The sequence below is a fragment of the Seonamhaeicola marinus genome, from assembly GCF_008085455.1.
The window spans coordinates 1-505 of record NZ_VSDQ01000215.1 but is presented as its reverse complement, the minus strand read 5'-3'; the positions used below and the strand labels follow the sequence as shown (position 1 = coordinate 505).

Below are 505 nucleotides of genomic sequence, written 5' to 3'. Positions count from 1 at the left end.
ACAAAAATTTAGAGACCTAAAAATACCTTGTGACGCCATATATTTAGATATAGATTACATGGAAGGTTTCCGTTGTTTTACTTGGAGTAAAGAGTATTTTCCAGAGCCAAAACGTATGGTTAAAGAATTAGCTGATGATGGTTTTAAAACGGTTGTAATAATAGATCCGGGTATTAAAATAGACATGGAATACGATGTATTTCGTGAAGGTTTAGAAAAAGACTATTTCTGTAAACGTGCAGATGGCCCTTACATGAAAGGTAAAGTTTGGCCTGGTGAATGTTATTTCCCAGACTACACAAGACCCGAAGTACGCGAGTGGTGGGCAGGCTTATTTAAAGAACTCGTTTCTGAAATTGGTGTAAAAGGTGTTTGGAATGATATGAACGAACCCGCAGTAATGGATGTTCCTGGAAAATCATTTCCGCCTGATGTAAGACACGATTATGATGGCAACCCATGCTCACACCAAAAAGCACATAATATTTACGGTATGCAAATGGCA

1 protein-coding gene is annotated in these 505 nt (G+C 37.8%); it reads left to right on the top strand.

The window, feature by feature from the left end; all coding sequences use genetic code 11:
- Window positions 1–505 (top strand): TIM-barrel domain-containing protein (locus tag FUA24_RS03090; protein ID WP_317131923.1); only part of this gene is annotated, 505 nt, incomplete at both ends.